The sequence below is a fragment of the Pseudoalteromonas arctica A 37-1-2 genome (assembly GCF_000238395.3).
Taxonomy (GTDB): Bacteria; Pseudomonadota; Gammaproteobacteria; order Enterobacterales; family Alteromonadaceae; genus Pseudoalteromonas; species Pseudoalteromonas arctica.
Genome location: NZ_CP011025.1, coordinates 3,704,440 through 3,728,860 on the forward strand (window position 1 = coordinate 3,704,440; position 24,421 = coordinate 3,728,860).

The following is a 24,421-nucleotide window of genomic DNA, read 5'->3' on the forward strand; positions in this document are numbered from 1 at the left end:
TCTCATCTATTTTTTATCATGTTTGTTACATGCTCTAATAGCGCTAATTATTAAAAAGGCCTACCAAAATGAAAAAATTAATTACCGCACTGCTGCTTACTAGCAGTATGGCTGCAAACGCTAACAGCGCCGAATTTACCCAAAAGCAATTACAACAAGTAGACGAAGTGCGCACCTCTGCACTAAATAGTGATTTAAGCTATAAATTGCTAGAGTCATTAACAACTGAAGTTGGTCCTCGCTTACCCGGCACTGAAAACGATAAAAAAGCAGTGGCATGGGCTCAAGCCAAATTTAATGAACTGGGCTTTGATAAAGTTTGGCTAGAAAAAGCCACGTTTCCTGAATGGCGTCGTTATAGCGAAAGCGGAAAAATACTAACACCAAGCGAGCAACCACTGCACTTAACTGCATTAGGTAACAGTATAAGCACGCCAAAAGATGGGATTACAGCGCCGGTTGTATTATTCGAAACACTTGATGAATTAAAAGCCGCACCGGCGAACAGTTTAAAAGGTAAAATTGCATATATTAATTACCGCATGAACCGCGATATAGACGGGAATGGTTACGGGCCGGCTGTAAAAGCACGCGGTACAGGCGCTATAGAAGCGTCTAAAAAAGGCGCTATTGCCTACATGATGCGCTCGGTTAGTACCGGTCATCATCGCTTTGCACACACTGGCGGTAGTTACTACAAAGAAGGTGTTACAAAAATACCTAACGTAACAATTGCTAACCCAGATGCAGATCAAATAGCACGCTTAGTTGCTTTAAATAAAGAAGTGTCGGTAAATATTAATGTGCAAACCGAAAGCCTTGGTGAAGGCACTGGTTATAACGTTATTGGCCAATTTAATGGTACCGAAAACCCTGAGCAATATGTATTAATTGGGGGGCATTTAGATTCTTGGGACTTAGGGACTGGCGCATTAGATGACGGCGCAGGCGTTGCACTAACAATGGCAGCCGCTAAACATATTAGCGATGTAAAACGCCCTAAGCGCAGTATTCGTGTGGTACTTTTTGCAGCTGAAGAGCTAGGTCTTTGGGGTGCAAAAGCTTATTTTGCAGAGCATAAAAACGAGCTAAGCAATATTGTTGCAGCCGCTGAGTCTGATTTTGGCGCCGATGTTGTATATGCTTTTGAATCGAACGTAAGCGCAGAGTCACTTCCTGTAGTTCGCGCTATAGCAAAAGAACTTGCGCCGTTAAATATTGAGCACATTGGTAAAAACCAAGCAAATGGTGGCCCCGATCTAATTCCACTTAAAGCAGCAACGTCAGCGCCTATTTTTGAACTTGCTCAAGATGGAACAGATTACTTTGATTACCACCATACAGCTGACGATACGCTTGATAAAGTAACACCTGCTAAGCTTCGTCAAAATACCGCTGCATACGCTGTATTTGCTCTAATGGCTGCCGATGCAAAAACCACTATCAAGCCTAAAGCTCAAAATAAGTAATAACAGACATACTTACTTACAGTTTGTAGCTTTAACTAACACGCTTCTTGTTTTACCTTTAGGTAATTAAACAAGGAGCGTGCTTTATGTTACTTTTCAACACGAGTGAATCATTTCCACATTTTGCACAAATAACACGCTGCCCTCACTGCCAAAGCGACGCCTACCATTTAGTAAATAAAAGCCGCTATTTACGATTTAGCATTTTACCTATGCTTGCCTTAAAATTAAGCTATAAACGCGAGTGCTATCAATGCGGAAAAAGCGAACCTGTTAAAATACCGCAACTACCGTTAATAGAAAAACTAAGCCTACCTAAATACTTTATTGGCGTATTTTTATTGCTTTGGATTGTTTCGTTTTTTTATCAACAACACCTTGATACCGAGACTCAAAAGCAAAGCTATTTGAATACACCTAAAATATATGACACCTACTTAGTACACGCCGACAAATTTACACACGAACCCTGGACCCTAACCAATTTAAGAATTGCTCAAGTTTTAAGTTTTGATACGCAGTTTATTACCTTTCAGATAAGCAACTACAGCTATAAACGTAATAATAGTATTACCTTGGCAATGCGTACCAGCCAACTAATTCAAGACAATTACTTCTCCACTAAAACAATCACCCTCCCTCGTGATGAAGTAAAGCGTTTGTATAAAGACGAAGCTATTTATGACGTGCTGCGACCTTATGCCAACAGCCTTTATGGCGGGTTTGTGATGTTTCCTCCCAAACCTAAGCCACTATATAAAGGTTTAAAACTCGATAAAAACAATCAACAAGGCATTATTTATTTTAAAGATGGTTTGTTTATTGAAGCATTTAATAGCTTTAAGCAAGCTGCTGAAGCGGGTTCTCAATGGGGGCAATTAAATTTAGCGCAAATGTATCGTGATGGTCAGGGAATAGCTCAAAATTATCAACAGGCTATTTATTGGTATAAAAAGGCCATTGAGCAAAAAAATACTAAAGCACAATTTGAATTAGAATCGCTTTGTAAAATAGCTAACTGTGAATGAGTGAATTTAAATATAGCTGGCGCAACAAGTACGCCAGCTATAAACTATTTTTTAAATAACTTTGTATAACTTACATGTATAAGCACAACAACTAAGCCGGCAATAACACCTAGCAAACCATCAAACAAGAGAGGCGCTAATACTTCTCCTGTGCCGCCAGCAACAGACTGAGCATAGCTTGTTACATCCACTTGAGTATGATGCAGTAACTCAACACCATGCACTAAAATCCCGCCGCCTACTAAAAACATTGCAATGGTGCCCGCAAATGCTAAAAACTGCATCAACCTAGGCGCTGCTGCGAGTAAGCCTTTACCAAGTAACTCTTTAAATTTATTAGCTGACACTTTAGATTGGTTGAGTAAATAAAGCCCGGCATCATCCAGCTTTACAATACCGGCCACTAAGCCATAAACGCCAATCGTCATTATAATTGCGATAACACAAAGCACTAAAGCTTGGTTAAGTAATGTAGCGCCTGCCACAGTGCCTAAAGTAATAACAATAATTTCGGCAGAAAGAATAAAGTCGGTTCTTATTGCCCCTTTTATTTTTTGTTTTTCATACTCAACTAAATCTAATTTTTCATCTTCATCTACCACTTCATTGTGATGAGGCAAAAACTTAGCAAATACTTTTTCAGCTCCCTCAAAACACAAAAACAAACCACCCATCATTAAAAGCGGTGTTATTAACCAAGGCAGCCATACGCTTATTAATAAAGCAGCGGGTACGAGTATCGCTTTATTTAAAAATGAGCCCTTTGCCACAGCCCAAACAACCGGTAATTCACGCTCTGCTGCAACACCTGTAACCTGCTGTGCATTGAGCGCTAAGTCATCGCCTAATACACCCGCTGTTTTTTTTGTTGCTACCTTACTCATTGTCGCAATGTCATCAAGTAAAGTGGTTATATCGTCTAATAACGTTAAAAGGTTAGTGCCTGCCATAAAGCTTCCGAGCTCAAAAAATATTGCTATAAACATAACGTAAAGCGCTACTTTCACCAACGGTTAATTTTGCTTTGTTATTCTTACATTAGATTAAAATTTTGCCCTGTGTTTTAACTAACTTTTAAAGAAGATGGGAGGAAAAATGAAAGTATATTTAGCATTAATCGCTATTTTACTAAGCTTAACCGCATGTAGTGATTTACAAACCAGTACTGCTTACCAATGCGATGATGAGAGCGTAAAACTCAATATCATTAATAATTCTGAAGCCGAACTTATCTTTAACAATAAAGTGCATGTACTTAATCACGAAAAAAGTGCATCAGGGAATAAATATATAAGTGAAGAGGTACTGTTTTGGGGTAAGGGAAATGAAGCCATGCTAATCATTGCTGGTAAAAAAAGACAGTGCATCAAGGTTTAACACAAAACCAACCAATAAATTACAGCAATGCTACAATAATTAAAGACCCATTATTGTGATGAAGTTATGCGTTCAATTGCGATCAAACATAAAATAATTTTAGCTTTTACAGCCATTGGTTTATTGGTGCTAACAAGTAGTGTGTTTTTTTATTGGTCATTAAACAAAATTAGCGTTAACAATACCCGAACCGAAAAATTAGCAGTTCCGGTACAACAGTTCAGTAAAGATTTAAGGCTATCATTACTGTCTATTACCAAATTTAATGCCTTAGCTTACAGCCAAGCAAACCTTGATTTACTTCAACAAAATAAAAAACAGGCGCAAGCTGAGCAACAACAATTTAGCGATATGCTCAATTCGTTAAGCACTCAACTAAATCAACAAATAACAATGCAAAATTTACTCGCCAGTACCAACGAAGGCTTTGAGCAACTGACTAAAGTAAGTGTCGCAATGTTTAGTGCTAAAGAGAGTAAGTTTGTAGCGCAAAATTCCACCATAGAATTATCAGCAACGTTTAACGAGCAACTTTACAATTTAAGTTCTAACTTACTTGATATAGAACTTTTAGAAGTGCCTGCAAAACAGCAGGCGCTACTTAATGCTATGTTTGGAACAGCGACCCGTATAGATGATTTATTGTTTAACTTAAGCAATAATATAAAAAGCATTACTCAAACTACAAGTATCAATGATTTAAATAGCCATCAGCAAGATACCTTATTTCTACTAGATAACATCCAACCTAATTTCACCTATTTAGAGCAACAAGCGCTACCCTTTAATAATGCGTTTAATGCTAAAAATTTAACGACTAAGTTTAATCAATTAAGAGAGTTACTTAACAACAATACAGGAATTTATGCCCAACAAAATAAAGTACTCAAAAGTACTATTGCTGCGGCTCAAAATTTTGAACACTTTCAACAGCAATTTATAACAACAGAAGGTCAGCTTATTGAACTTAATAAATTGGCTGATGAGCGCTTTAATGCCTTACAAACTAATGCAAAGGCCGCCATAAATACTGGGATTAGTTCTGTAGTAATTATTACGCTTGTTTTAATTATATTGATTATCGCTATCTCTATTTTTACAACTCGCGCAATGCTAAAACCGCTTAAAAAAGTAAACCGCGATTTAGCCCGAATCGCCTCAGGTGATTTATCAAAGCGAAGCCATCCGCGCAGTAAAGATGAATTTGGTACTTTGCTAAATAACATAAATAAACTCAGTGAAGACCTTACCCAGTTAATTGGTGCAATTAGTAGTGACGCCCATGAACTAGACCGCAGCGCTATTAAAACCAGTGAAAAAGGTCAGCAAATGACGGTTGTTGCACAACAGCAGTTGGAGCGAAGCGCGCAGGCAACATCGCTTGCACAAAATATGCTAACCAACTCACAAGCGGTTTATGAACAAGCAGATAAAACATCAAGTGAAATAACCAATGCATCGCAATTTGCCAATGACGTAAACAAGATTGCTAATAAAAATAGTCTAAGTATAGAAACTTTATTACAGCGCCTTGATAAAGCAGTAGGCAGCACTGAGGAACTAGCCCAACACACTCAGCTTATTGAAGCCATTGTTGAAACAATTAGCAGCATTGCCGAGCAGACCAACTTATTGGCACTCAATGCTGCAATTGAAGCAGCGCGAGCGGGTGAAAACGGACGCGGGTTTGCTGTAGTTGCTGATGAGGTTCGATCATTAGCTGCACGTACACAGACCTCGACTAGCGAAATAAACACCATGATCCAAACATTGCAACAGCACACTCAAACAACTCAAGAACACATTACCGATGGCCAACACCAAGCCAAGCAATGTGTTAAAAACAGCACTGAACTAAATAAAGCCGTAGAGCGTATTAAAAGCACATTGTTGTCTGTTAATCAGATGAGTGAGCAGATTGCTCATGCATCACATGAGCAATTGACTAACAGTAACGACATTCAACAAATAATGGCCAAGGTGACAGAGCAAGCAACCTTGAATGCCAAAAACGCGACAACCCTAGCAAGCGAAAGTGAAGACGTAAATCAACTTGCACACTCCTTAACAAGTGCCGTAGAGCGCTTTAAGTTTTAAGTGCAAGTAATGACTTGGCTTGCATGAAATGGGTATAATACTTCAACTCTTTTGCTTAATAGCGGCCCACAATGAAATATAAAGATCTACGTGATTTTATCGATTTGCTTGAAAAAAAAGGCGAACTTAAACGTATCACCCAAGAAATCGACCCGTATCTTGAAATGACCGAAATATCTGATCGCACATTGCGTGCTAAAGGTCCTGCGTTATTATTCGAAAATCCAAAAGGCTACGATATGCCGGTGCTTACCAACCTATTTGGTACACCAAAACGCGTAGCAATGGGCATGGGCCAAACAGATGTTAGCGAGCTTCGCGAAGTGGGTAAGCTACTCGCTTTTTTAAAAGAACCTGATCCACCAAAGGGTATTAAAGAAGCTCTAGGTGCTATACCTATTTTTAAGCAAGTGCTTAATATGCCTGCAAAAGAAGTTAAAAAAGCGCCTTGCCAACAAGTAGTTTTAGAAGGTGATGATGTAGACTTAACTAAATTACCTATTCAGCATTGCTGGCCAGGTGATGCAGCGCCATTAATTACTTGGGGCCTTACAGTCACTAAAGGGCCTTATAAAAAGCGCCAAAATTTAGGTATTTATCGCCAGCAATTATTAGGCAAAAATAAAATAATTATGCGTTGGTTGTCGCATCGTGGTGGCGCGCTTGATTTTCAGGAATGGTGTAAAGAAAACCCAGGGCAGCCTTACCCTGTCTCGGTAGCACTAGGTGCCGATCCTGCTACTATATTGGGTGCAGTAACGCCTGTACCCGACACATTAAGCGAATATGCATTTGCTGGTTTATTACGTGGTAGCAGAACCGAAGTTGTGAAATCTATTTCCAATGACTTGCAAGTCCCTGCCAGTGCAGAAATAGTACTTGAAGGTTACATTATGCCAGGTGAAATGGCGCCAGAAGGCCCTTATGGTGACCATACCGGTTACTATAATGAAGTAGATGACTTTCCAGTTATGACGGTAACTCACTTAACGCATCGTAAAGATCCTATTTATCACAGCACATTTACTGGCCGTCCGCCTGATGAGCCTGCAATTTTAGGTGTAGCACTTAATGAAGTGTTTGTGCCAATATTACAAAAGCAGTTTCCTGAAATCGTCGACTTTTATCTGCCGCCTGAAGGGTGCTCGTACCGTATGGCGATTGTAACAATGAAAAAACAATATCCTGGCCATGCCAAGCGCGTGATGATGGGGGTTTGGTCGTTCTTACGTCAGTTTATGTATACCAAGTTTGTAATTGTGTGCGATGACGATATTAATGCCCGTGATTGGGAAGATGTTATTTGGGCTATAACAACCCGAATGGATCCTGCTCGCGATACAACATTAATAGAAAACACACCTATTGATTATCTCGATTTTGCATCGCCAGTCTCTGGCCTTGGTTCAAAAATGGGAATGGATGCCACCAATAAATGGCCTGGCGAAACCACCCGCGAATGGGGCGAGCCTATTGTTATGGATAAAGACACCAAAGACCGCGTAGATGATATTTGGGAAAGCCTTAATATTCTTTAAGTGTTTATATGTAAGTACATAACAGGCTATAAAATAACCCTGCAGATATGCTAGAATCGAGTCATTCGATTGCGTATCTGCTGTTTAAAGCGCTGCTAAAAGGTAAAAAATGCAAACATTAAAAGCTGAAGTTGTAGCTATCAGCCCACTTACAGAATTTGTTCACAAAGTAATTTTAAAGCCACAACAACCTGTGACCTTTGAAGCTGGCCAATACATGCAACTCGTATTGAGCGAAAAAGACAAACGTGCTTTTTCTATAGCTAGTCGCCCTTCACAGTGCGATGCAATAGAACTGCATATTGGCGCGTCAGGTGCCGATTCGTATGCAATGCAATCGCTGGAACATTTACGAAACGCCCATACCACTGGGCAGTTAGTAGACATTGAAGCTGGCTTGGGTATTTCACAGTTGCGCCTGCAATGTGAGCGCCCTATTATTTTACTTGCCGGTGGCACTGGTTTTTCATACGCAAAATCAATGGCTGATCACTTAGCTGAAATTAAGTGCGACCGTCCTGTATTATTTTACTGGGGTGTAAAAGAAGAGTCAGCTTTATACGCACATACAGAAATGCAAACATGGGCCGATAGCCACAAAAACTTTGAGTTTATCCCTGTGGTAGAAAATCCATCTGCTAATTGGCAAGGTCACACTGGCTATGTACATAAAGCGGTAATGCAAGATATTGTATCACTTGAACCATACGATATTTATATGGCCGGTCGTTTTGACATGATAGGTATTGTCCGTGATGACTTTATTACTCATGGTGCAATTCGTGAAAACATGTACGCAGATGCATTCGCATTTATCAAATAATTGAAATTAACTTTCAGTTATGAATAAAGGCACCTAATCGGTGCTTTTATTTTATATAACAACAAATACTCAATAGTTAAAACCTATCAATCTCATCAACATAAACAATTTCCTAAATCCCTATCTATAAACCATACTTTGTATAGAACATCAGCGGGAGAGACCCAAATGCTAAATACAAAAGTAAAAGATTTTATGCAACGCAAGTTGCCAAATATCACACCAGATACAGAAATGACGACAGCCATAGCAGAACTACAAAAATTTAAACTACTTGGCGCACCAGTATTTGATAAAGATAAATGCCTAGTCGGATTTATATCTGAGCAAGAACTATTAAAACCACTTACGCAAAGCAGTTATTTTTGTGATGGGATGGTTAAAGTATCGCAACTTATGCAAACAAAGGTAGTGACCGTTAGCGGCGATACCAATATTATTGAGCTTGCAGAGCAAATGCAGCCCGGTAAACCAAAAAACTACCCTGTTGTAGAGGGTGTTAAAGTAATCGGCATGATCAGCCGAGCAGATGTACTTAAAGCACTTTACGATAATTACATGAGCTGCCAAACACACTAAATTGCAGATAACAAAATGCCGCTTATAAAGCTAACACCGATCAGTTAAGGTATTTTTGATCGGTTGACCGATCTTTTGGTTGCTTCACAATACCCTTATCATCTTTTGATTATGAGGGTATTTTTATGCTTAGTCATTGGTTACTTGATACGGATATATTCGCCACTCCTGACTCTTTATCTACATTTCAGAAACATATCCCTCTTGAGTGGATTTCTAATGTGCTCGAGCAGACCGATAAAGCAAGTATTCGCAAACGTAAGTTACCTGCTGAGCTTGTCGTCTGGCTTATCATTGCAATGGGTCTTTTTCGCGACCGCTCTATTAGTGACGTTGTTGAGAAGTTAGATTTAACACTCACTGATACCCTGGGCGATACGGTTGCTCCAAGTGCTATTCCTCAAGCGAGACAGCGCCTGAGTAGCGACCCCCTCCAAGCCTTATTTCACCTATGTGCGGCCCATTGGACACAAGAAGAAGATGCTGATGATACGTGGTATGGACTCCGGTTATTTTCTGTCGATGGAACGCAATTTCGTGCACCTGATACACCTGCTCTTGCTGAGCACTTTCACTATATTAAGCACAGTAAAAACCGTCATACAGAATATCCTATTGTACGCCTATGCGCCTTAAGCTCCTTGCGTAGCCGGTTGATACACCACGTTGCCTTCGGGCCCAGTTATCAAGGTGAGGTGAACTACGCAAAGCAGTTATTTAGTCATGTAAGTGATAACAGTCTAACTATTTTTGACCGATGTTATCTCAGCGCTGAGCTACTGATTAATTGGCGTAAGCAACACCCACAGTCGCACTGGATGGTCCCGATTAAAAGCAACACGCAATACACCGTCATTGAATCTTACTCTGAGCATGACTTCAAAGTAGAAATGAGTGTATCTGCGCATGCCAGAAAACAAGACCCTTCGCTTCCTGAGTGCTGGCAGGCCAGACTGGTTCTTTATCCTGAGCCAATGGGGCCTGGAAAAATAAAAGGTCTGCTGTGCTCTTTGGATGATAAACAGGCTTTTGGTGCGCAGGCCATTCTTGATGTCTATTTCGAACGCTGGGAAATTGAAAATAGCTATGGAGAAATAAAACACCAGATGCTTGAGGATAGTATTCTTTTGCGTAGTCAGACTGTGGATGGAGTCAATCAAGAGTTATGGGGTATATTGCTAGCCTACAATTTAATTCGAGTAGAGATAAGTCGAATAGCCAAAGAGGCTAAAGTCTCCCCGCTGAGAATTAGTTTTGTCATGGCTTTGCGGGATATACAGGATGAAATACTCTGGTGTGCCATCGCTTCGCCAGGTTCAATTCCAAAGAAATTAAGGGCAATGCGAGAACGAGTGAAACGTTATATTCTTCCAGAAAAAAGAAAACGGCCCAAAAGTAGGACCGTTCGAATTTCAAAAACTCGGTACACCATTAAGTCAAAGCATGCTTAACTGAATGGTGTTAGCTTATAAAGCGGCATTTTTAATGTGTATTAAATAGAGTTAACGTGCGCTAACGATTGCTGAAAGCTCTTTTTTATCGCCATCGCTTAAAAATGCTATTTCTAATGCATTTTTTTGGGCTTTTTCCATATCAGCTTGAGATAAGCCCGCTTTAGGTGCTGCAACGGTATATTCGTACTCAATTTCAATGCCTTCAACCGCAGGGTCATCAGTATTAATACACGCTAAAATACCGTGATCTAAAAACTGTTTAAGTGGGTGCTTAGCTAAATCGTTTACTGTACTGGTTTGAATATTACTTGTTAAGCACGACTCAATACCAATACGGTTATCGCGTAAGTAATCCATTAGTTTTGGATCTTCAATAGCTTTAACGCCATGCCCTATTCGGCTTGCACCTAGCTCATTAATTGCTTGCCAAATACTTGGTGCACCGAGTGCCTCTCCAGCATGAATAGTCGAAGCTAAATAAGCATTTCGTACTTGTTTAAAGTGCTCTACAAACAACTCACCAGGAAAGCCAATTTCGTCACCGGCTAAATCAACAGCGACTAAATCATTTTTAAATGCGAGTAAAGCATCAAGCTCTTTTTGACATGTTTTTACGCCATAAGTACGCGATAAAATACCAATCAAGTTAGCTTTTATATTTGCACCCTTTGTTGCTGATTTAATACCATCAACAACCGCCTCTACAACCCCTTCTGGGTGTAAACCTTGGCTTTGTGCCATGTAGTAAGGGCTAAATCGAAGCTCTACATAATCAAGGCCTTGTGCTTGTGCATCTTCAATGTTTTCAATCGCTATGCGTCTACACGCATCGTAGTCGCCAAGTACAGTGACACCCCAATCTAACTTTTGTAAAAAAGCCATAAGGTTTGGCTCAGGGTCAATAACTTGAACATGAGGAATTAATGCCTCAACGTTATCTGCAGGTAACTCTATATTAAACTGACGACCAAGTTCTAATATGGTTTGCGCACGTACATTACCATCTAAATGACGGTGAATATCTAGCAAAGGTAATTTTCTATTGATCATAATAGCAACCCAGTTTAGTTAAATTTGCGCGCATGATACGCAGATATAGTTATTTTTCAAGTCTATATGGTTTGCGTTAAGTTTAAGCGGTCATATGTCTGCTTTTTGTGCAAAAAATAACGTTACTTATTTATTTGATAAATAGTGCCAAAGAGTTTTAAAAAGCGTATTTGCATCAATAGGTTTGGTAATATAACTATTCATTCCAGAGGCTAATGCCTTTTTAACGTCATCGTCATGGGCGTTCGCCGATAGCCCTATTATGGGTAAATCAATTAACCCTAAATCACAACGAATTACTTTTGTTGCTTGGAGTCCATCCATTTTTGGCATCTGAATATCCATAAGAACAATGTCGTAGCTATTTTCGGTTAGCTTTTCTATGGCTTCAAAACCATCATTAGCAATGTAGGCAATACACCCTTTTGTTTTTAAAATGGCACTGGCAACATGCTGGTTAAGTGGGTTATCTTCGACTAAAAGTAACTTATAGTTTGCGAATGATAAGGTACTTACATCTATTTCGTCGTATTGCTGTTGAATTTGCTCTGCCTTTGGTAAAGGCGATATAAGCGGCAAACTAAATGTAAATGTAGAACCTTTGCCTTCATAACTAACTAAATCAATTGCACCACCCATTAACTCAACCAGCTTTCTGCAAATACTTAACCCTAAGCCTGTACCACCATATTGACGTGAGGTTGAGCTATCGGCTTGCGCAAACGGTTTAAACAATTGTTTTTGTGCTTCGCTACTAATACCAATACCCGTATCGTTAATACTAAAGTAAGTCATTTTTTTCGACTGCCAAATTTTCAGAGTGATCTCACCTTCCCCTGTAAATTTAACCGCATTATTGAGCAGATTCAGCAGCACTTGTTTTAAGCGGATTGGATCGGTATTAATGACCAAATTTGATGTTTTATCAAAATCGAGACTTAACTTTATTGATTTAATGTCAGCTTCAAACTGAAGTAAATTAAGCATTTCATCCGCTAAACTCGCTACGTTAATAGGCTCTTGCATTAAGTCTAGCTTGCCTGCTTCCATTTTTGAAAAGTCGAGCACATCGTTTAATACCCGCAGTAAAACACCCAGTGCTCCATCTGCTTGTTCAATGTAACTCCTTGCTTGTTGCCAATCATTCTGTTGCAGCGCTAAATAATGCAGCCCTTTTATACCGTTAATAGGGGTGCGGACTTCGTGACTCATGTTTGCTAAAAACTGTCCTTTAATATGACTCGCTTCATCTGCTTTTTGTTTTTCTTTGCGTAATGTATGCGTTTGCTTAGCCACTTGTTCGCGAATTTGTATGTTTGTACCTGTAACTGAAATCAAAAATGTAATCAGTAACCACACAAACAACATACCTACTATTTGTGCAAGCCAATACATTAACCAAGACGTTCTAACTATTGGTTCATATAACTCGACCTGCCACATGCGTTTGCCAATCAACAATTGATATTCTTTAAACAGCGTTTGCGAGTTATCGGTATCGGCAATATAAATTGCCTGCTTTTTCCCTGGTATCGTTGTATCAAAAAAACTGACTGAAATTGAGTTGTTGTGATCAAATAATAGTGTTTGCGATAAGCGTTTCAGACTAACAATCGCTGCCACAAAACCTTGAAAATCATCTTCGGTAGACGACTCTCCAAAAACAGGATATAAAAAGAGTACACCGTCTTCAGCTGTATTTTGGACTAAATTAATTGGCTCACTTAGTGCAAGTTCATTAAGCTCTTTCGCTTTGCTAAGCGCTGCACCTCTTACTTTACTAGAAGCTAAATCAAACCCTAAAACACCTTCATTATCTTTTAAGGGATATACATATTTTACAGGAAAGTAATTACTACGCGTACCTGCAGGTTGCCAACCTCCATCAAGTGACTTTTCTTTTATATATAAAGGTTTGCCTGTGGCTGTATTTTCATGTGTTTCAAAATCTGCGAGTTTATTTGCTGGTACATAAGGTATCCATTCAAATGCTAAAATTTCTTGGCTATAGTCCAACTGCTTTGAAGTAAATTGTTTAAACTCTTTAAAGTTCACGTCATTACTACTAGCAAAAAATGTAGCTAACAATCCTAAGTGAGCAGTAATACCATCGAGCTTCTGGCTTATAGCATTTTGCACAGTAAGTATTTTGGCTTCTTGCTTTTGAATGTCTTTTTCTTTTTTAACACTGGCAGCGCCATAAAAACTAACGCTGATTAGTATATAAATTAATAGTGAAGGTAAAATTACCAACATACGGTGGCGTACTTGCGTGTAATTAAAGGCTGCGAGCATGAGTGGAGTAAATATAAGTACACCGATACTGTCGCCAATCCACCATGCTATAAAGCTATCAAAAATAGCATGCGTAGGGATCACATTATTCAATGCTAATAAACTAGTTCCCACACCTGCAGCAATAACACAGCATATTGGTCCTGCTACTATTAAGCTCTGCACACTGTGTTTTAAAGAAGATAAATCTAGTGGAGCCTTTATAACATTTACTATAATTTGACGACCAATCCAAGCCTGTAAAACAGAGGCTAAAGTGACGCAAATAGCTTGTAAAAGCACATTAAAATGAAGAATATCTACGGTGTTATCAAGATGAATTAAGTTAGTACAGAAAGCACCAAGAATAAGGCCAATAAATGACTTACGTCCCCAAATTAAAAAGCTCGCTAAAGCAATTCCTGAGGGCGGCCAAGAGGCGACCGCATAGCCATCTACAGAAAGAAGTGAGTTGCTAAAATACCCAGTAAAAAAGTAAGCACAAGCCAAGCTAAGGGTTAATATTAAAAACTTTCTCAATGCTTGTGCTCCTGAACTACAAAAAATGCTAAGTAGTTATAGTGTAGTCATTTATTGATATAAAACGAGCGCCTTTTCTGCTTGTGCACTATTTTTATAACTTAAAACAGCTTGTTCAGAGAACTGTTTTTTATTGTCACTATTCAGTGCTTTATCAAAAATTCTAGCTGCTAAGTCATAATCACCTTTAGCATTAGCAAGGCAAGCCAGCGCAAGTAATAGTGAATTATTTGAATCATCCTTTTTAAGGCGTTCTTGTATGTTTATTTGCAACTTAGGCGCATCGGCTGCTGTTGCTTTACTTAATATATTGGCAAGCTCTAAGTGTTGCTCATTGTGCTTAACCATTTTAATTAAGTCACTTTCAATAGCAGCCAATTGACCTGCTTGCGCCATTTGCATTAAATATGCGGTGTGGGCATGAGCTTGCAGCTTTTTCGGTAGCTGTTTATATTTTTCACTCAGTTTGTCTGCATCTAACGCATTAAAGTAGGCACTAAATAACTGCGTCCACTGTGCATCAGTAAGTGCTTTTTTGCGTAATAAACGCGGCAAAAAATCTTCCAGCGCACTAAAGTGTTGTTGCTGTACTAATACTTCTGCATAAAGTTTTAACTCAAGTGCGGTGGCTTTTTTAGCTTCTGCGCTAATACGCATTTGTGATTCAATCGCGCTACTGTCGCCACTTGCCAACCATAGCTTTGCTACTTTTAATTGATGCTCTGGGCTTATTTCAAATAAACGCTCAAGTGCTTTATCTGTTTGATTATTAGCAAGCGCTGCTTTTGCAAGTAATGCTAAGCGAATATCTTCAAACTTATCTGGTACGCTATTACCCGATAGAGCCTGCTCTACATGCTCATAATCATCATTAATAGCACTCCACAGAGCCTGCTCAATAGCTACTTGTTTGCGCTCTTGGCTACGTGCAAAAAAGCCATGTTTAGTATTATGATAAATCGATAATAAGTAGCGGATTAGCTTATATGTTAAATATAAAACAACAGCGGTAATGACTGCCATTATACAAAACGATACTATCGTGCCTTCTATCGTCGTATTGTTAAATGAAATAAGTACATAACCTTTTTCATCTAGCACAAATGGAGTAACCGCTAGTACAACAACAATAGCTACAATTAAAATAATTAGCCCTATCATTGCGCCCACTCCTTAACCTTTTGTGTACTATTTAAGGTTATTTTTGGATTAAAATTAAGCTGCTCTTTTTCGAGTTTAGACAACGCTTTAAGTACCGTTTTGGTTGCATCATCGTCTTGCTTAAAGTACTCACCAACTAAACGTTTTGCTTCACTTAAGGCGCTAAAGAAAATACTCGCCTGCTTACTCATAAGTGCATCTTGTGCCTGAGTTATATTAAGCTTGATTCGTTGATTAATTAAATGGCGCTCTTGATCTGTAAGTAATGGCTCAATGGAAACACCTTCGTGCTGGCGAATAGTAATAAAGCTATCCACAATTTTATTCCAGCTATTACTCAGGTTTTGCTGCCAATCACTCACGTCATCACTTAAAGCATTTTCATCTATTGCAGCCGCTTCTTCTGGCAAGTTAACCGCATTAAAAACTAAATTATCAACGCTATTAAGTGCACTGTTTAGCTGTAAATAAATAGCCTCTGTTGCTATAGGTTTAAGGCTATCAAGTGTTTGTATGTCTTGCATAATAGCTTGGCGAACTTCAACTGTTCCTGGGTGTTCGCTAAGTAATGCATCTAAGCGCTTTAAAACAGCACTAGTGCCTTGGTAATCTTTTTCAGCCCATAGTTTAAATTCAGCCATACGCTGTAAGCTGGTTACTTCTTGTGGGTTTAAAGACGAGCCTTGTTGCTGCGCTTTTTGCAGGGCTGCTTTTAGCTCTTGCTGATTTTGAGCTGCACTTTCACTTAGGGTTGCGGCTACTTTTTTCTCACTATTAAACAGCGCTTGCTGCAAATTAGATTGCGCCGATTTAAGTGCTTGCAGCTCTTGAACGAGTAACTTATTTTGCTCGCTTAACTCATTAACGGCTAGGTTTTGCGCCTTACCAGCATTTAATTTTTGATAAAACTCGTATCCAACACCAGAGGCCACAATTAACGAAATAAGAAGCGCAAGTGCTGCAACCTTACTTACCTTTTGTTTGTTTTTTTCTGTCGTATTTTTTGTAGCTGCTGGCTCTTGCTTAGCTGATTTAGCTGAGGCCGGGTTAGCTATTGTTGATGTGGCTTTTTCTGCCGTAACTGGCTTTGACTGTTCGCTCATGTTGCTACCTTGCTGATTTATGCAGGTAAACATAGCATTATCGCTAGCCCCTGCTGCAATGTGTATATTAGCCGAACTTACCTGTTGCAACTTTAAATAAGCGGCTATCCGCTCGCTTGCAACATAAAATCGGCACTGTTGTAACCATTGTAGTTGGTGTGCAGTAAGGCTTTTAAATATAGCATCAACTGCTGCATTACTTGTTATGACTATACCGTGTACATTCTGGCTTTTCCAGTGGTCTGTCCAGTTAGGGGTGATACTCTCTGTGGGTTCACGTTTGTACACAACACAATTATTTAAAAAAGCACCACGCTCTTTTAGCGTTTTAGCTAACTCAGGGCGGCCGCCTTGCCCCTTAACTAACACTATATTACTGCCATCAACCTCGGCGAGTGATTTGAGCGCAAGTAACCCTTCTGAATCATACTGCTTTGGTACTGCTGCGCGCACACCAAATTGCTCATATATAATGTCGGCTGTTTGTTGTCCAACCGCATAAAACTGCGCTTTGGTATTTATATCGGGTTTTAATTGCGAAAGTGCACTGACTGCATCTTGCGATATAAATATTATTTTATCTGCATTTAACAGCGGACTAAGTTCAGTGCTGGAGGGTGTTAAATGCGTTATTTTTAATACCGGAAATAAAGACGCCTGATAACCCGCTTGCTCAAGTTGCTGTGCAAGGGCTGCGCCTTTTCCTTCGGGCCGAGTTATCAGAATATGTGTCATTTATGCGTCTCTATAAACTTCAGCTAATATTTTGTCTGCGCCTTGAGCTAGTAATTTTTTAGCAAGCTCAATACCTAGTTCTTCTGCGTCATTTACATGACCTGTTACTTCGTCACGTAAAATTTCGCTGCCATCAACAGCACCCACTAAACCACGCAAATGTACCTGCTCGCCATCAACTAATGCATAAGCACCAATAGGAACTTGGCAACCACCTTCTAAATAGCGGTTCATCGAACGCTCTGCATTTACGCGAATACGTGTTTGGGTATGCTCAAGTGGTGCAAGTAATGCTTTTGTTACTTCATCATCAATACGACATTCAATACCTACAGCGCCTTGACCATTTGCCGGTAATGACACTTCTGGCTCAATGTAGTCAGCAATACGCTTACTCATTTTTAAACGAATAAGCCCCGCTGCCGCTAAAATAATAGCATCGTATTGGCCATCATCTAATTTACCTAAACGCGTATTTACATTACCGCGCAAATCACGAATATCTAAATCAGGGCGAAGTGCTTTAATTTGGCACTGGCGGCGTAAGCTCGAAGTACCCACAATGGCGCCCTGTGGTAGCTCGTTTAAATTTGCAAAATTGTTTGATACAAACGCATCACGCGGATCTTCACGCTCACAAATAGTATACAGCTCTAATCCTTCTGGGAACTCTACTGGCACGTCCTTCATAGAATGCACGGCAATATCAGCTCGGCCATCTAACATGGCTTGCTCTAGCTCTTTAACAAATAAGCCTTTACCGCCAATTTTAGCCAATGGCGTATCTAAAATTATATCCCCTTGCGTCGACATTGGGACTAATTCTACGCGCACATCTGCATGAAAACGCTCAAGCTCTGCTTTTACAAATTCGGCCTGCCAAAGTGCTAAGGCGCTTTTGCGCGTTGCGATGCGTACTAATTTTGTTTTTTCTGTCATAGGGGTATCCAATTAATTACTGCGTTTAGCTAGTTTTAGTCAGCTAAAATTCTAAATTCTTTTTGGGCAATTAAATTACCTTGCTCATCAACTACATCAACACGCCAATGGCCTGTTTGTGTGTCCATGATATTTTTTGTTGAGTACGTTCTGTAGCGAGGCGAAGTAACATTAAGTGTAATTTCAGCCATAGTCTCACCCTCAAACGACCAAACATGCTTAACTTGCTGGCCTTGAAGGTTCTTAATCTCACTAAAAAACGATACGCCTTCATCAAACTGACTTAATCGAATATCAGCAGCAAACACATTAGTGGGCTCACGCTTACTTACTTTACGAGTAAGTACCGCACGGCTAATTTTACTCGTGTCTATTTGCGCGCCCAAAGCCACACTTGCCACTTGTGCTGTCGGCGAAAAACCTTCAGTGCCACTCAATGCGCCATCATCACTTTCTAACTCTAAAAGTAAGTCGCTTTGACTGGCTAGCTCAGCTACGTTTTGAGCTTCTGCGGTTTCTTCTTGCACATCATTATCAAGGTTTGAGTTTAACTCTGTATTAATGCTTTCGCTTTGTTCAGTAACACTATCGTTGTTAGCCAATAAAACAGGGGGATTATTTACAAGCTCAGCTTCATCAGATGTATTACTTGAAATGCTTAGTTGAGCCTCATTTTGCTCAGCTGACAACGGTTCAATCCGAGCTTGCATTACCTCTGCAGACTCATTAGGGGTATTGTTTATTGATGATTCAGACTCAACATCCGTTACTTCAAAGTTTGTCTGGTTTTGAGCGTTACTGCTAAAGCTTAAAAATTGCTCCTGCTCATTTGGATGCTCACCTTGCTCTGCACTGGCTGACGTTGTTAAGCCATACACAACTGCTGCAGAGGTCATTAATACCAACATAGCAATACTCACAATACGACGCCAATTCCACTCGTAGCTTACCGTTGGTACTCTCTCATGTAGTTCGCGTTTAACATTTGCTTTAATAACTATTTTTTGACTCATATTGACCTCAGCGGTTCCAAAATTAGCTTAAACGAGCAATTAACCATTGGCGAATAGCTTGCAATTCTTCTGCGCAAACTTGGTGAGCCATTGGGTATTCTTGCCAGCTTACATCCATGTTATGTGCTGTTAATACTTCAAACGCACTTCTTCCCGCACTATGCGGTACAACGTTATCTTGGCTACCATGAGCCATAAATACGTTTAAATCAGTATGCTTTGCTTCATCAGCAAATTTTTGCGGCACACACATATAAGTAGAAAGCGCCATAACCCCCCCAAGCTTTTGCTCAAAGCGCGGTGCTAAATGCAGAGACACAACACCACCTTGAGAAAAACCAGCTAAAATAATTTTATTAGCAGGTATGCCATTAGCAATTTCTGTATTAATTAACTCTTCTACCTTTGCAGCCGAATCCCTTACGCCTTGTTCATCGGCACGCTTATCTAATTCTATAGATTTAATATCGTACCAAGAGCGCATTTCCATACCACCATTTATGGTGACCGGTTGTACTGGCGCATGCGGAAAAACAAACCGTATACCAAGCTCACTTGGTAAATTAAGCTGCGGAGCTACTGGCGCAAAACCATCCCCAGAGTCACCTAAACCATGTAACCAAATAACCGTTGCTTTGTGCTCACTTTGGGCTGCATATTCTACAAATTCTAAACTCATAGTGATGATTGCCACTTAACTTCTTGGCCTGCTTGGCGAGTTGAGGCTTCATTTATAAACGCCCAAAATTCAGCGCCAGAACGGTTATCAATCCATAACCCATCACGCATTTCAAAATGATGTCCGTTAAACTTAGTCGCAACCCATACTTGATGAAGAGGTGCTTGCTTGTTAATCACTATTTTACTTTTATCAGGAAAAATAATTTCTAAAATACCTTGTGCCGATTCGTAATCTAAATCAGCTTCGCAATCATCAACCTGCTCTTCAATAGTGAACATAAGAGCTTCGGCTAATTGGTGATATTCGTGTTCAGTCATTGTTATTTCCTTTGCAGGCGAGCCGCCTAATATTGGGTACGTTTTAGCTTTGAATTAGCTTTAAAAATGTGCAGCTAGGGCTTGTTAACCTTTCAGGATTGAAATTTGTTCTATCTAGGGGCGATTTAATCGCGGCGCGAGATTTGTAACCTAGTGGACTAAGTTAAAACCGAGCAACAAAGAGTAAATCGTTCCTAGGACGAACCCAACGGGCAGCGCAAATTCAACCTCGAGAGATAAACAAGTCCTAGTGTAACAGGAATAAAATCATCCGCGAATAGCTGCATTTTTTAGATATTCTGTTACTCTGCGATTATAAAGCCAGCAACCGTATTAATCTAATGAAAGCGACACATACCTTACAATTAAAAAAACTATTAATAAGCACTGTACTGTTAAGCGCCTTAGCTGGCTGCGGACAAAGCGGTCCGTTATATTTACCAGAGCAACAAACAGAGCAAAACCAACCTCAAAATACAGCTAAACCAGCCACTACCGCTGAGCAAGTCAAAACATCGCAAAGTCAGGAGCAATAAATGGATTATTTTAACTACAAAAACAACCAATTATTTGCCGAAGACGTCAGTGTGGCAAGCATAGCGCAGCAATACGGTACGCCGTGTTATGTGTACTCGCGTGCTACATTTGAGCGCCATTACTTAGCGTTTGCTAACGCCACTAAGAATCATAAAAGCTTGGTATGTTACGCCGTAAAAGCAAACTCAAATATAGCCGTGCTTAATATATTAGCGCGCCTAGGATCGGGTTTTGATATTGTATCCAAAGGCGAACTTGCGCGTGTAATTAAAGCGGGAGGCGATGCTTCTAAAGTGGTTTTTTCGGGCGTGGCGAAAACGTCTGACGAAATAGCTTACGCATTAAAACTGGGCATTAAATGTTTTAACGTTGAATCAGCCTCTGAGCTTGAGCGTATTTCTGAAGTGGCTTGCGAGCTTAACCTAGAAGCGCCTATTTCTATTCGCGTAAACCCCGACATAGATGCAAAAACACATCCGTATATTTCTACTGGTTTAAAAGAAAATAAATTTGGTATTGATATACAAACTGCAGTAAGTGTTTATCAACAAGCAGCGGCTTTACCTGGTTTAAAAATTATTGGTGTTGATTGCCATATTGGCTCTCAATTAACTGAAGTAAGACCATTTTTAGAAGCCCTTGATAAACTCATGGCGCTTATTGATGAGCTAAAAACCAACGGTATTGAGCTAACTCACTTAGATATTGGTGGCGGTTTAGGCGTGCCATATAACAACGAGCAACCACCGCACCCAAGTGAATATGCAGCGCAAGTTACCGAGCGCTTAGCTAACTATAAACACCTTGAACTAATTTTTGAACCAGGGCGCGCTATTGCAGCTAACGCAGGTATTTTAGTTACTCAAGTTGAATTTATTAAACAAAACCAAGACAAATTCTTTGCCATTGTAGATGCAGGTATGAACGACATGCTTCGCCCTGCGCTTTATCAAGCGTGGCAAAAAATCATTCCGGTATCAGTTCGCGACGACGAAACACCGACTCACAACTTTGATATTGTGGGTCCGGTGTGCGAAACCGGCGACTTTTTAGGAAAAGATCGTGAACTAGCGCTTAAACAAGGCGACTTACTCGCACAACGAAGTGCTGGTGCATATGGCTTTACCATGAGTTCAAACTACAACTCGCGCCCGCGTGTTGCAGAAATAATGGTAGATGGTCAGCAGCACCATCTTATTCGTGAACGCGAAACTATTGAAAGCCTTTATCAAGGTGAGAAAGTTTTACCATAAACGTTTTTGTCTACTAGCTGCTCTGTGGCATGATTAGCACAGAGCAAAACCGAATTAGAGCGCTATGTTAGTTAATTTTTCCAAAATGCACGGCTTAGGCAACGACTTTGTTGTGATTGATAACATTACACAAAATGTTTTTTTGTCGCGAGATCAAATCAAAAAACTGGCAGATCGCCATTTTGGCATTGGCTTTGACCAATTGCTAATGGTTGAAGCGCCATACTCTCCTGATCTCGACTTTCATTATCGAATATTTAATGCCGATGGTACCGAAGTAGAACAATGCGGTAACGGCGCACGCTGTTTTGCCCGCTTTGTACGTATGAAGGGCCTTACTAACAAGCATAAAATTACTGTGTCGACCAAGTCGGGCAACTTAACGCTCTACATAGAAAAAGACGGTCAAGTAACGGTTAACATGGGTCATCCAAATTTTGAGCCAAGTAAAATCCCTTTAAAAGCGAGCAAGCGTGAGCTTACTTATATTATTAGAACCGAAGAACACACTGTATTTAGTGGCGCGGTATCTATGGGTAACCCGCATTGCGTGCTAGAAGTTGACGACGTAACCACCGCGCAAGTTGATATATTGGGTCCATTACTTGAAAACCACGAACGTTTTCCGCAAAAAGCGAACATTGGCTTTATGCAAGTTGTATCGCATGAACACATTAAATTAAGAGTGTGGGAGCGCGGCGTTAACGAAACCCTAGCCTGTGGCACAGGTGCGTGTGCAGCAATGGTTATTGGTCATATGCAAAATAAGTTATCAACAACCGTTCAAGTAGATTTACCAGGCGGTAGCTTACAAGTACGTTGGAGTGGCGAAGGTCACCCAGTACGCATGACTGGCCCCGCAGAGCATGTGTTCGACGGGCAAGTAGCGCTATGAGCGAGCTAAGTAAAGAACAGGTTATTGATTACTTACATCAACATCCTGATTTTTTGGTTCAGCACCCGGAGCTACTCGCACAACTTGAGCTGCAACAGCAAGCTCAAGGTGCAACGTCGCTGGTACATATTCAGCAACGCCAATTACGCGAGCACAACACGCTTTTAAAAAACCAAATAGACGCTATGAGCAAGCATGCAACGCAAAACGAGCTTGTATATCGTTTGTTTAGCCAGTGCCATCGCCAACTTTGGAATCATGACGATTTTGACACTCTTGCAAATAATCTGCGTAATATAATATGCTCAAGTGAAGATGTTAACGACTGCAAATTAGTAAAATATAATCCCAAATACGACGAACTTATTGCGCATCGCCTTACCCATTCTGGGCATTATTTAGGGCGTATTAATCAGCAAGAGCGCGAATTATTATTTAGTGAAGATACACAATCTGTCGCTATTTATTTAATTGGCGACACTAAACACCCTATCGCTATTTTGGCGTTTGGTAGCAGTAACGTAAACCACTTTGAGCCCGCTCAAGATAACCTGTTTGTGCTCGACTTTATAAACGCATTACACCTGCGGTTGCAAAAACTAACATGAGTGACGATGCGCCTAATACTACCCAGTTAAGCGACAGTTGGCGTACACCCATAACGCTATTTAGCGATTATTTAAAGTTTGAAAAGCAATATTCAGCGCACACAGTTAATCAATATGTAAGCCAGCTTGGCTTTGCAGCCCTTTATTTTAGCAAATTATGTGATGACTGGTTTGGCGTGCAAGGCGAGCATATTCGCCGCTACAGCATGGCACTACGCTCAAAACAATTAAGTGGCCGTACAATTAGCTTAAAGCTCAGTTGTATTCGCAGCTTATATAAGTTTTTAAAAGCAAAAAATATTGCCGAGCAATCGCATTACCATAATCCGGCGGTGGGTATAAAAGGTCCTAAGTTTGCAAAGCCCCTACCTAAAAATCTCGATGTGGATCAAATGGCACGCTTACTCGAAATACCCGACGACGAGCCTCTCGCAATTAGAGATAAAGCAATGATGGAGCTTATGTATTCATCAGGGCTGCGTATAAGCGAATTAGTTGGCGCTAACATGCAAGATATTAGCGCTGCTAATGGCGAAATTTTAGTGCGTGGTAAAGGCAATAAAGAGCGATTAATTCCGGTGGGTAAAAAAGCGTTAGACGCATTAAAAAAATGGCTCACAATACGCCCTCAGTTTGCAAAGCCCGATGAAATAGCAGTATTTTTAAGTAGCCAAAAAAATCGTATTTCGATTCGCCAAGTGCGCCTGCGTATGCAAGAGTGGGGAATAAAACAAGGCATTAGCTCGCAAGTTCACCCGCACAAGCTGCGCCACTCGTTTGCGTCACATATTTTAGAATCGTCTGGTGATTTACGCGCCGTGCAAGAATTACTAGGGCACAGCAGTTTGTCGGCTACACAAGTGTATACACATTTAGATTTTCAACATTTAGCCAAGGTGTACGACAACACTCACCCTCGCGCAAAAAAACGAACTGATTAGGAAAATAA

The 24,421-nt window shown here is 40.2% G+C and carries 22 protein-coding genes; 13 read left to right on the forward strand and 9 right to left on the reverse strand.

Annotated elements, in window-relative coordinates; translation table 11 throughout:
* Positions 1-68 precede the first annotated feature (68 nt).
* Positions 69-1,469 (forward strand): M20/M25/M40 family metallo-hydrolase, encoded by a 1,401-nt coding sequence (locus tag PARC_RS16900; RefSeq protein ID WP_010555424.1) that lies wholly within the window; start codon positions 69-71, stop codon positions 1,467-1,469.
* 86 nt (positions 1,470-1,555) lie between these two features.
* The gene (locus PARC_RS16905) at positions 1,556-2,497 is read left to right on the forward strand and encodes a tetratricopeptide repeat protein (protein ID WP_010555425.1); all 942 of its coding nucleotides are present in this window, start codon (positions 1,556-1,558) and stop codon (positions 2,495-2,497) included.
* A 44-nt stretch (positions 2,498-2,541) separates the two neighbouring features.
* On the opposite strand, the gene PARC_RS16910 is transcribed toward PARC_RS16905, so the two are convergent.
* Positions 2,542-3,447 carry a DUF808 domain-containing protein gene (locus tag PARC_RS16910; RefSeq protein ID WP_024592606.1) on the reverse strand — a complete coding sequence of 302 codons (906 nt, stop codon included), beginning with the start codon at positions 3,445-3,447 and terminating at the stop codon, positions 2,542-2,544.
* Between the two features lie 145 nt (positions 3,448-3,592).
* Between PARC_RS16910 and PARC_RS16915 the strand changes: the two genes are divergently transcribed.
* The 6 genes from PARC_RS16915 (at position 3,593) to PARC_RS16940 (ending at position 10,362) form a co-directional block, all read left to right on the forward strand.
* Complete coding sequence (locus PARC_RS16915; RefSeq protein ID WP_007580576.1) at positions 3,593-3,874, forward strand: MliC family protein; 282 nt, start codon at positions 3,593-3,595, stop codon at positions 3,872-3,874.
* Positions 3,875-3,940: 66 nt separating this feature from the next.
* Positions 3,941-5,971 (forward strand): methyl-accepting chemotaxis protein, encoded by a 2,031-nt coding sequence (locus PARC_RS16920; RefSeq protein WP_010555427.1) that lies wholly within the window; start codon positions 3,941-3,943, stop codon positions 5,969-5,971.
* Between the two features lie 71 nt (positions 5,972-6,042).
* Positions 6,043-7,509 (forward strand): 4-hydroxy-3-polyprenylbenzoate decarboxylase, encoded by a 1,467-nt coding sequence (gene ubiD / locus PARC_RS16925; protein WP_007580574.1) that lies wholly within the window; start codon positions 6,043-6,045, stop codon positions 7,507-7,509.
* Between the two features lie 109 nt (positions 7,510-7,618).
* Positions 7,619-8,332, forward strand: a complete 714-nt coding sequence (fre, locus tag PARC_RS16930) for an NAD(P)H-flavin reductase (protein ID WP_010555428.1) — start codon at positions 7,619-7,621, stop codon at positions 8,330-8,332.
* 168 nt (positions 8,333-8,500) lie between these two features.
* Positions 8,501-8,911 (forward strand): CBS domain-containing protein, encoded by a 411-nt coding sequence (locus tag PARC_RS16935; protein ID WP_007580571.1) that lies wholly within the window; start codon positions 8,501-8,503, stop codon positions 8,909-8,911.
* Between the two features lie 125 nt (positions 8,912-9,036).
* On the forward strand, positions 9,037-10,362 hold the full coding sequence (locus PARC_RS16940; protein ID WP_096058058.1) for an IS4 family transposase: 1,326 nt from the start codon (positions 9,037-9,039) through the stop codon (positions 10,360-10,362).
* A 51-nt stretch (positions 10,363-10,413) separates the two neighbouring features.
* Here the strand turns inward: PARC_RS16940 and add are convergent, their stop codons facing one another.
* The 8 genes from add to cyaY all read right to left on the reverse strand — a co-directional run bounded on the left by add (position 10,414) and on the right by cyaY (position 20,179).
* Positions 10,414-11,415: an adenosine deaminase gene (gene add / locus PARC_RS16945; protein ID WP_007580566.1), complete on the reverse strand. Its 1,002-nt coding sequence runs from the start codon at positions 11,413-11,415 to the stop codon at positions 10,414-10,416.
* A 126-nt stretch (positions 11,416-11,541) separates the two neighbouring features.
* Positions 11,542-14,229 carry a CHASE domain-containing protein gene (locus tag PARC_RS16950; RefSeq protein WP_010554571.1) on the reverse strand — a complete coding sequence of 896 codons (2,688 nt, stop codon included), beginning with the start codon at positions 14,227-14,229 and terminating at the stop codon, positions 11,542-11,544.
* A 51-nt stretch (positions 14,230-14,280) separates the two neighbouring features.
* Positions 14,281-15,390: a heme biosynthesis HemY N-terminal domain-containing protein gene (locus PARC_RS16955; protein ID WP_010554570.1), complete on the reverse strand. Its 1,110-nt coding sequence runs from the start codon at positions 15,388-15,390 to the stop codon at positions 14,281-14,283.
* A complete protein-coding gene (locus tag PARC_RS16960; RefSeq protein ID WP_010554569.1) occupies positions 15,387-17,228 on the reverse strand; it encodes a uroporphyrinogen-III C-methyltransferase in 1,842 nt (613 codons plus the stop codon). The genes PARC_RS16955 and PARC_RS16960 overlap by 4 nt, the downstream gene beginning before the upstream one ends.
* A complete protein-coding gene (gene hemC, locus PARC_RS16965; RefSeq protein ID WP_010554568.1) occupies positions 17,229-18,167 on the reverse strand; it encodes a hydroxymethylbilane synthase in 939 nt (312 codons plus the stop codon).
* Between the two features lie 35 nt (positions 18,168-18,202).
* Positions 18,203-19,180 carry a DUF2914 domain-containing protein gene (locus PARC_RS16970; RefSeq protein WP_010554567.1) on the reverse strand — a complete coding sequence of 326 codons (978 nt, stop codon included), beginning with the start codon at positions 19,178-19,180 and terminating at the stop codon, positions 18,203-18,205.
* Between the two features lie 22 nt (positions 19,181-19,202).
* Positions 19,203-19,859: an alpha/beta hydrolase gene (locus PARC_RS16975; protein ID WP_010554566.1), complete on the reverse strand. Its 657-nt coding sequence runs from the start codon at positions 19,857-19,859 to the stop codon at positions 19,203-19,205.
* Positions 19,856-20,179, reverse strand: coding sequence for an iron donor protein CyaY (cyaY, locus tag PARC_RS16980; protein ID WP_002960979.1), 324 nt, complete (start codon positions 20,177-20,179; stop codon positions 19,856-19,858). Before cyaY ends, PARC_RS16975 begins: the two co-directional genes overlap by 4 nt.
* Before the next feature lie 341 nt (positions 20,180-20,520).
* On the opposite strand from cyaY, the gene lptM reads away from it, so the two are divergent.
* From lptM to PARC_RS17005, 5 genes are all read left to right on the forward strand, one after another.
* Positions 20,521-20,715, forward strand: a complete 195-nt coding sequence (lptM, locus tag PARC_RS16985; RefSeq protein WP_010554565.1) for an LPS translocon maturation chaperone LptM — start codon at positions 20,521-20,523, stop codon at positions 20,713-20,715.
* On the forward strand, positions 20,716-21,969 hold the full coding sequence (gene lysA / locus PARC_RS16990; RefSeq protein WP_007580550.1) for a diaminopimelate decarboxylase: 1,254 nt from the start codon (positions 20,716-20,718) through the stop codon (positions 21,967-21,969). It begins immediately after the preceding gene.
* Positions 21,970-22,033: 64 nt separating this feature from the next.
* A complete protein-coding gene (gene dapF, locus PARC_RS16995) occupies positions 22,034-22,864 on the forward strand; it encodes a diaminopimelate epimerase (protein ID WP_007580548.1) in 831 nt (276 codons plus the stop codon).
* On the forward strand, positions 22,861-23,472 hold the full coding sequence (locus tag PARC_RS17000) for a DUF484 family protein (protein WP_010554564.1): 612 nt from the start codon (positions 22,861-22,863) through the stop codon (positions 23,470-23,472). The genes dapF and PARC_RS17000 overlap by 4 nt, the downstream gene beginning before the upstream one ends.
* Positions 23,469-24,413: a tyrosine recombinase XerC gene (locus PARC_RS17005; protein WP_010554563.1), complete on the forward strand. Its 945-nt coding sequence runs from the start codon at positions 23,469-23,471 to the stop codon at positions 24,411-24,413. Before PARC_RS17000 ends, PARC_RS17005 begins: the two co-directional genes overlap by 4 nt.
* Positions 24,414-24,421 lie beyond the last annotated feature (8 nt).

What these genes read in the sequence shown, in the direction of transcription:
- PARC_RS16900 (WP_010555424.1), top strand. Translation starts at nt 69, where the DNA reads ATGAAAAAATTAATTACCGCACTGCTGCTTACTAGCAGTATGGCTGCA.
- PARC_RS16905 (WP_010555425.1), top strand. Translation starts at nt 1,556, where the DNA reads ATGTTACTTTTCAACACGAGTGAATCATTTCCACATTTTGCACAAATA.
- PARC_RS16910 (WP_024592606.1), bottom strand. Translation starts at nt 3,447, where the DNA reads ATGGCAGGCACTAACCTTTTAACGTTATTAGACGATATAACCACTTTA.
- PARC_RS16915 (WP_007580576.1), top strand. Translation starts at nt 3,593, where the DNA reads ATGAAAGTATATTTAGCATTAATCGCTATTTTACTAAGCTTAACCGCA.
- PARC_RS16920 (WP_010555427.1), top strand. Translation starts at nt 3,941, where the DNA reads ATGCGTTCAATTGCGATCAAACATAAAATAATTTTAGCTTTTACAGCC.
- ubiD (WP_007580574.1), top strand. Translation starts at nt 6,043, where the DNA reads ATGAAATATAAAGATCTACGTGATTTTATCGATTTGCTTGAAAAAAAA.
- fre (WP_010555428.1), top strand. Translation starts at nt 7,619, where the DNA reads ATGCAAACATTAAAAGCTGAAGTTGTAGCTATCAGCCCACTTACAGAA.
- PARC_RS16935 (WP_007580571.1), top strand. Translation starts at nt 8,501, where the DNA reads ATGCTAAATACAAAAGTAAAAGATTTTATGCAACGCAAGTTGCCAAAT.
- PARC_RS16940 (WP_096058058.1), top strand. Translation starts at nt 9,037, where the DNA reads ATGCTTAGTCATTGGTTACTTGATACGGATATATTCGCCACTCCTGAC.
- add (WP_007580566.1), bottom strand. Translation starts at nt 11,415, where the DNA reads ATGATCAATAGAAAATTACCTTTGCTAGATATTCACCGTCATTTAGAT.
- PARC_RS16955 (WP_010554570.1), bottom strand. Translation starts at nt 15,390, where the DNA reads ATGATAGGGCTAATTATTTTAATTGTAGCTATTGTTGTTGTACTAGCG.
- PARC_RS16960 (WP_010554569.1), bottom strand. Translation starts at nt 17,228, where the DNA reads ATGACACATATTCTGATAACTCGGCCCGAAGGAAAAGGCGCAGCCCTT.
- hemC (WP_010554568.1), bottom strand. Translation starts at nt 18,167, where the DNA reads ATGACAGAAAAAACAAAATTAGTACGCATCGCAACGCGCAAAAGCGCC.
- PARC_RS16970 (WP_010554567.1), bottom strand. Translation starts at nt 19,180, where the DNA reads ATGAGTCAAAAAATAGTTATTAAAGCAAATGTTAAACGCGAACTACAT.
- PARC_RS16975 (WP_010554566.1), bottom strand. Translation starts at nt 19,859, where the DNA reads ATGAGTTTAGAATTTGTAGAATATGCAGCCCAAAGTGAGCACAAAGCA.
- cyaY (WP_002960979.1), bottom strand. Translation starts at nt 20,179, where the DNA reads ATGACTGAACACGAATATCACCAATTAGCCGAAGCTCTTATGTTCACT.
- lptM (WP_010554565.1), top strand. Translation starts at nt 20,521, where the DNA reads ATGAAAGCGACACATACCTTACAATTAAAAAAACTATTAATAAGCACT.
- lysA (WP_007580550.1), top strand. Translation starts at nt 20,716, where the DNA reads ATGGATTATTTTAACTACAAAAACAACCAATTATTTGCCGAAGACGTC.
- dapF (WP_007580548.1), top strand. Translation starts at nt 22,034, where the DNA reads ATGTTAGTTAATTTTTCCAAAATGCACGGCTTAGGCAACGACTTTGTT.
- PARC_RS17000 (WP_010554564.1), top strand. Translation starts at nt 22,861, where the DNA reads ATGAGCGAGCTAAGTAAAGAACAGGTTATTGATTACTTACATCAACAT.
- PARC_RS17005 (WP_010554563.1), top strand. Translation starts at nt 23,469, where the DNA reads ATGAGTGACGATGCGCCTAATACTACCCAGTTAAGCGACAGTTGGCGT.